We start from the raw sequence: 2,445 nt of genomic DNA, 5'->3' as shown, positions 1-2,445 counted from the left end.
ACATCACGTTCGGGTTGGTGCCGAAGGCGGGCATCACCGAGTTCTCGGCCGCGCCGACCTTCTGCCGGCCGTTGGTGACGACGTCGACGAAATCGTAATAATCCATGGTGAGGGCGGACTTCTTAAGCGCGGGCGCGTAGGTCGAGCCCTCGCCGTCGGGGCCGTGGCACACGTGACATTCTGCGTGGTAACGGCGGAAGCCCGAAAAGGTCGGCCAGTCGACCGTGCCATCCTCGGCCACGTTGAAGGTGGGTACGCCGTCCTCGGTGTAATAGCGCCCGTCTTCCTCGTAGCCCACTGCAATGTTCGGGTCGTCCATCGACACGGTGTCTGCCGCGCACAGGGCGGTAGCCGACAGGAGTCCTGCAGTCGCCGCGAGAAGGATATGGGGTCGGGTCATGTGAGATGTCCTGGACATCTGTGAGGGTCGGGCCGGCGGTGTCCGAAGACGCCCCCGGCCCGGTTGATGGCTGCGGATCAGTCGGGAAGGGCGAAGACTGTCAGCTGACCACCAAGCGCGGTGTAGTCGGAGAGCGCGGAGTAGCCGCCGACCGCACCGAGCCCGTCGTTGGGGTTGGTGAGACCTGCCGCCAGTCCGATGCCGGCCCAGCCGCCGACGCCCGAGAGGATGCCGATATACTGCTTGCCGTCATGCTCGTAGGTCATCACGTTGCCGATGATGCCCGAGGGGGTCTTGAACTTGTACAGTTCGTCGCCCGTCTCGGAGTCCACGGCCTTGAGGTAGCCCTCGAGCGTGCCGTAGAACACCACGTCGCCCGCGGTCGCAAGAGCGCCCGACCAGACCGAGAACTGCTCGGGGATCGACCACTTGATCTCACCCGCGAGGTTGTCCCAGGCGATGAAGTTGCCCATGCCGCCATGGCTGTCGGGGGCCGGGTACATCGCCAGCGTCGCACCCACGTAGGGCTGACCTGCGGTGTAGCTCACGCGGAACGGCTCGTAGTCCATGCAGACGTGGTTGGTCGGCACATAGAACAGGCCGGTCTTGGGCGAGAAGGACGCAGGCTGCTGGTCCTTGGTGCCAAGCGCCGCCGGGCAGATGCCGGTGGAGTTGACGTCCTCGCCGTTCTGCTCGGTCGAGTACTCGGCGACGACCGCCGGGCGACCGAAGGTCTCGGACTCGGGGTCCATGTCGACGCCGGTGGTCCAGTTCACCGCCGGGTCGTACTTCTCGGCCACGAGCAGTTCGCCCGAGATCCGGTCCAGGGTGTAGGCCAGGCCGTTCCGGTCGAAGTGGGTGAGAAGCTTGCGCATCTCGCCGTCCATCTCCTGATCCGTGAGGATCATCTCGTTGACGCCGTCGAAGTCCCACTCGTCATGGGGCGTCATTTGGTAGACCCACTTGGCCATGCCGTCGTCGGGGTCACGCGCCATGACGGTCATCGACCAGCGGTTGTCGCCCGGGCGCTGCGCCGGGTTCCAGGTCGAGGGGTTGCCGGTGCCGTAGTAGATCAGGTCGGCCTCGGGGTCATAGGAATACCAGCCCCAGGTGGTGCCGCCACCGATCATCCACTGGTCGCCTTCCCAGGTGTTGGTGCCCGAGTCCGCGCCCACCGGCTTGCCGAGATGCGTGGTGTTCTCGGGGTCCATCAGGATGTCGCTGTCGGGACCCATGGAATAGGCCCGCCATTCCTGCTCGCCGGTTTCCATGTTGTAGGCGGTCACATGGCCGCGCACACCGAATTCGCCGCCCGAGATGCCGACGATTACCTTGTCCTTGACCGGAAGCACGGTGGCGGTGTTGGTCTCGCCCTTCGAGGCGTCGCCGTTCATCACTTCCCAGAGCACTTCCCCGGTCTCGGCGTCGAGCGCCACGACCTTGGTGTCCGCCTGGTGCAGGAAGATCTTGCCATCGGCATAGGCGACGCCACGGTTCACCGTGTCGCAGCACATCACCGGGATCACGTTCGGATCCTGCTTGGGCTCGTAGCGCCACTTGATCTTGCCCTGCTCGTTCAGGTCGAGCGCATAGACGATGTTCGGGAACGGGGTGTGCACGAACATGGTGTCGCCGACGACGAGGGGCGAGCCCTCGTGGCCGCGCAGGACGCCGGTGGAGAACGTCCATGCGACCTGGAGGTCACCGACGTTGTCCTTGTTGATCTTGTCCAGTTCGGAATAGCGCTGGTTCGAATAATCGCCCGTCTGGATCGCCCATTGCGAGGCGTTGTCCATCTGGGCCATGAGGTCGTCGTTCGCCATCGCCATCGAAGCTGCGAACAGGGCGACCCCTGACGTCATGAGCGTCAGTCTCTTCATTTCCTTCTCCCTTGGATATGCGGCAATGCCGCCTTGCTGCCCCGGGTGTGTCTCCCCACACGGGGACCCCACCGTTTCGGGCCACACCGGACCGGCGCCTCAATTCCTCCCGCCGGATCCGGAATTCCATCTGAGCTGCTGTCGCTGTCTCTCCTTTCGCTCCTA

2 protein-coding genes are annotated in these 2,445 nt (G+C 64.5%); both read right to left on the bottom strand.

What is annotated here, in order from left to right; all coding sequences use genetic code 11:
* Positions 1-400, bottom strand: a 400-nt coding sequence (locus HC022_RS24055; protein WP_167454082.1) for a c-type cytochrome, methanol metabolism-related, incomplete at its 3' end; no start/stop codon positions are given.
* Positions 401-477: 77 nt separating this feature from the next.
* On the bottom strand, positions 478-2,280 hold the full coding sequence (locus HC022_RS24050) for a methanol/ethanol family PQQ-dependent dehydrogenase (protein WP_089962496.1): 1,803 nt from the start codon (positions 2,278-2,280) through the stop codon (positions 478-480).
* Between the last annotated feature and the right edge of the window lie 165 nt (positions 2,281-2,445).

Origin of the sequence: Salipiger sp. HF18 (assembly GCF_011806505.1) — a bacterium.
GTDB classification, from domain to species: Bacteria; Pseudomonadota; Alphaproteobacteria; order Rhodobacterales; family Rhodobacteraceae; genus Salipiger; species Salipiger thiooxidans.
The sequence above is the reverse complement of the archived record's forward strand: the minus strand, read 5'-3'. Positions and strand labels throughout refer to the sequence as shown.

Coding starts and splice junctions, on each gene's coding strand:
- HC022_RS24050 (WP_089962496.1), bottom strand. CDS start 2,280: ATGAAGAGACTGACGCTCATGACGTCAGGGGTCGCCCTGTTCGCAGCT.